The following is a 3957-nucleotide window of genomic DNA, read 5'->3' on the forward strand; positions in this document are numbered from 1 at the left end:
TCAACGAACTCATGCCTTGGTGTTACGCTGCAAAAGCAGCGTAACAGAGCGCGCCGCCGCCATGAAGACCGGCTTCACCGGACGGACACCCCTCAGACGTCGCTACGTCAGTTTGAAATCTAACCGCAAATCGAACAATTCCGGTTGTACGCAGTTTGGTACTATTGCTAAGGTTTGGTTAAGCTTAGGAGGGGTGCCGTCTGGTAGTTCTGACCGTTAGCCGTCCCTTGAGGCGAGGGGCGGTTTCGGGTGAGCCGAGGGGACTGGGGCAAGGCGGGCAAAAGCGGGTGTGATCTGTCCGGGCCCACAGAAAGTGTGACTGAACATTTAGTGCAATTTTCCAGATTGTCTTAGTAATTAGTTCTTGTGACGGAGGGATTCAGATAATTGTTGGCTTGTTGCTCGTTTGGAATCCAAGACTAACTTCTATCTAGATCCAAGAGTTCATACATCTTCCGTTTAGCAAAACGAGATGGCAACCGTCAAAAAAATCTTTGATTTTTGTCAACCACTACTGTGTCGGGAAATTCAAATGAGAAATCGGGTGTAGAATGAAAATAAAAAAAGAGAATTGGAAAGTAGCATTATTCAAACTCTTTCTTTCTTTCTTTTTGATGGACAGTCTATCGGCTCAATTCGCCTCAGCAAATGAAGAGAAAGTATGCTCAGTAAAATGGTCGTGGTATGCAAATAAATTATCTAAATTAATTTCGATGGAAGCGCGAAATTCTATGTTGTTTGTCGGGTCTGACGGGCGTGTTTTCAATTGTTACAGAATTGCATTGGAAAAAAGTGAGCTGGAATTTATAGAGGAACTTGAAAAAACATTTGCCTCGGATGGACACGAGGAAAATAAATTAAATGTTGGTGATGAGGTTTGCGTTATCGCAAAGTATACATACGAACATAGGTTGGTGAATTATATTGTAAGGCTTCCATATGACAGAAAAATACTAGAGAGTAAGAGTTGTGTCGAAAGTGTCGATGCGGCCGTAGACTACTACTTTGGGGCGTCAAATGACTGAAACTGAAATTTAATCTTAGAGACCGACTCGAAACTCTATGAATAATAGCAGTACCTTGCGAGACGTCTGGTTGTGAGTCAGATATGGGCGACGTTGATCCATGCCTCGGCTGAGGCGATGGATTTGTCCCAATCCATTGCAAGTCGCCGACAGCGTCCAAGCCAAGCAAATGTTCGTTTGACGACCCAGCGGCGGGGCAACACTTCAAAAATCGGATCGCTTGACGATCTCCACCGTCCATTCACCGATCCGCTCGAGCGCACCGCGCAGTTTCGGCCCCTGATAGCCCCCATCGGCGAATATGTGCCGCAGCCACGGACAGGACCGGCGAATGGAAGCAAGCACGGCGGGAGCGCCGTCGCGGTCCTGAATATCGGCGCCATGAATGACCAGGCCAACCATGAGGCCGATGGTATCGACGACAATATGCGGTTTGCGTCCCTTGACCTTCTTACCCATCGCCCGGCAGGCGAAGCGAAGCATCGCTGAGAGGGGGCATCGAATCCGCACCCCCCACCGCTTTCCGTAGTTTTCACGCTCTGACTGTCGATCACGTCGGCCGTCGGGCTGGCTTCGCGCCCCTCCAGTTCCCGCGTGTCCATGACAAGGTGAAAGCGGATCGTCTGCAACAGGCCGCTGTCGCGCCAATCATAGAAATAACGTTGAACCGTCGAATAGGGCGGCAGGTCCTTTGGCAATTGAACCCACTGACAACCCGTCGTCGCCATATAGAGGATCGCGTTCATGAGCTCACGCAGATCGGTCGTGCGAGGACGTCCGAGCCGCCTGGGCGGCGGCTTGAAGGGCGCGATCAACTCCCATTCCCGGTCGGTCAGATCACTTGCATAGCGCGTCGTCTTGCGCCGATACTCCAGGCGGGCGGTTGCAGTCTAAGGCATTTGGGGCTCCGTTCGGTTTGGCAACAGAACTGAATCACAACCTACTGAAACCGCTCAACTCTTTTCGAGTTGGGCTCTTAGGGAAATAATTGGTACGCTACTATGAGTGGAAATGTTCCATTTGGCGCGCAAATTTTGTTTGTTGTCTTTGGGTGGCTTTTTTTCTTTATACTTTATATTTCTCTTGGTGAATCTGAATATATGTATAGAATGATAATGTACTTAATTTTATTGACGTTATATGTAGTTTTTTCTTATTTTTATAATCGCATGAAGAATAAGTAATAGTAGCTATAGTCTTGAACCACATTATATTGGTGGCTAGCAATGGCATCAGTAAGATCTCAGATCCAAAGCGTACCTGGGGGATTTTATTTTCACGGAGGGACGAATTTTACACCTTGTCCCTATGATAGTTTTGGAGGTTTTCTAGTATTGGTATTCAAGACTTGAACTATGTCACGTTGGGGCGGTTTGGGTCGTAGGTCTCAACACTTGGTAATATGGGGTCCGAAGTAAAGTGGGCGTATGTGTCAAAAGTCGCTTTCAAGGCGATTGGATACTTTGGCGTTGCTGTTGATGTTTATGGCCGCATGCATGATGAAGATGGTTGTACTGCCGGGGAGGGTGTTGCTGTCTCCGCGGGTTTTGTAACCGGCGTTGCAATTGGGGTGGCGATCGGTGGACCAGTTGGCGCACTTGTAGGTGGCGTCGTTGGCGCGGGTGTAAGTTGGGTAGTTGATAACATTGAGATTTCTTTTTTTGAATACGACCCCTCTCTTCCTGTTGGCTCGGTGTCTTCTATGCGGTTGCCTAGACAATTCGGAACGGCGACGCAGGTGGGCGGCGCGGCGGTGGATGCTAGGTCATTCGGCGCGCGGCCGACACGGCACGGCCCAAAGGCAATATGGCGGACGGGTCCGAGGCGGACTATCGCGCTGGTGTCTATCTCGCCCGTGAAGCGCATCAGAAGGCGGTCTTCCGCGACATTCCGTTTTGCGAAGCAAAAGCGCGCGCGATTTTCGACGAGGCGATGGCGCAGCCGAACCGGTTCGGGCTGATCTATGCTGTTCCAGTCGGCAGTGAGCCACTTGCAGAAGATGGCCTCTACGGCTTTGCCTCGCTTCATGAAGGAGGGTGTTTCTTGGGGTCTGCAGCGCTGATTGCAACGGTGCAGACGTTAAATATCAGCTGCTCCCTTTCAGGGAGGATGCTCTCGGGCAAGGTTGCTCTTCGGTTAATGAAAGGCATTCGTCAATGGGCAGGGGAGCGGCGCTGCTGTCTAATGCTGTTTCACGTAACCAATGGCATGAGTGCGGCAGAAAGCGATCAGTTCTTTCGCCGATGTGGGATGAATACAGTTGGGGGGAATTATTTTGAAGCTGTTTAGCTCAGGCTCGCGCGCTCTCACTTCGATTTTAAAGTTCGAAAGATCTCACGGAATAAAAAGCAGAACATCATGAAACAATCTCGATACTTGAACTTCGCATTTGCACTTTGCGTCGCAGCAATTACGTTTACATTTTCCAGTTTTGCACTTGCTGCAAATGAAAACGGAATCCGCCCAATAAAGCCTTATTCAAGCTTTGAGGACGATGAAATCGAGGATTTTATGAGGTCAATTGTCTTGACCTATTTATTTTACGGAGAATTTTCGACAGAAAACAATAACGCGGCAAATTTTATTTTTCTTTCTGGCGCTGATTACTTGGTTGGCGGTGCTGTAAATTTAGACAAAGTGAAACGTTTTCTCCCCGAGATGACGCAAGAGGAGGCGGATTTTTTCAAGGGAAAATCTGATGTGTGCCTGGTCTTTATCCTTCCATTTAAAGACTGGCCAATAACGGTTGGTGTAAACAATACGAGTAATTCTACGAGAGATCAGAATTATAGGTGTGTACTGGATGCAATTTCTTTGTTTTTTTATGGGGAGTTCTACAAAAAACTAGAGCGTTTCCCGCTTACTCCGGCTCATATCCTGCGGCAGCGAAGTAGTTTCTTGCCTCTGAGGGCGTGACTGCGTCTATCGCAGA

The 3957-nt window shown here is 48.6% G+C and carries 3 protein-coding genes and 1 pseudogene; 3 read left to right on the top strand and 1 reads right to left on the bottom strand.

Going from position 1 to position 3957, the window contains the following annotated elements; translation table 11 throughout:
• Positions 1 to 551: 551 nt before the first annotated feature.
• Positions 552 to 1025: a hypothetical protein gene (locus tag ACXAIC_RS24550; protein WP_475187016.1), complete on the top strand. Its 474-nt coding sequence runs from the start codon at positions 552 to 554 to the stop codon at positions 1023 to 1025.
• Positions 1026 to 1102: 77 nt separating this feature from the next.
• Here ACXAIC_RS24550 and ACXAIC_RS24555 read toward each other — a convergent pair.
• Positions 1103 to 1900 (bottom strand): annotated as a pseudogene (locus ACXAIC_RS24555) (IS5 family transposase).
• Positions 1901 to 2831: 931 nt separating this feature from the next.
• Here ACXAIC_RS24555 and ACXAIC_RS24560 point away from each other — a divergent pair.
• Positions 2832 to 3314: a hypothetical protein gene (locus ACXAIC_RS24560; protein WP_475187019.1), complete on the top strand. Its 483-nt coding sequence runs from the start codon at positions 2832 to 2834 to the stop codon at positions 3312 to 3314.
• 69 nt (positions 3315 to 3383) lie between these two features.
• Positions 3384 to 3941, top strand: coding sequence for a hypothetical protein (locus ACXAIC_RS24565; protein WP_475187023.1), 558 nt, complete (start codon positions 3384 to 3386; stop codon positions 3939 to 3941).
• Positions 3942 to 3957: the final 16 nt, after the last annotated feature.

This window comes from Roseibium sp. AWQ4_254, from assembly GCF_056161025.1.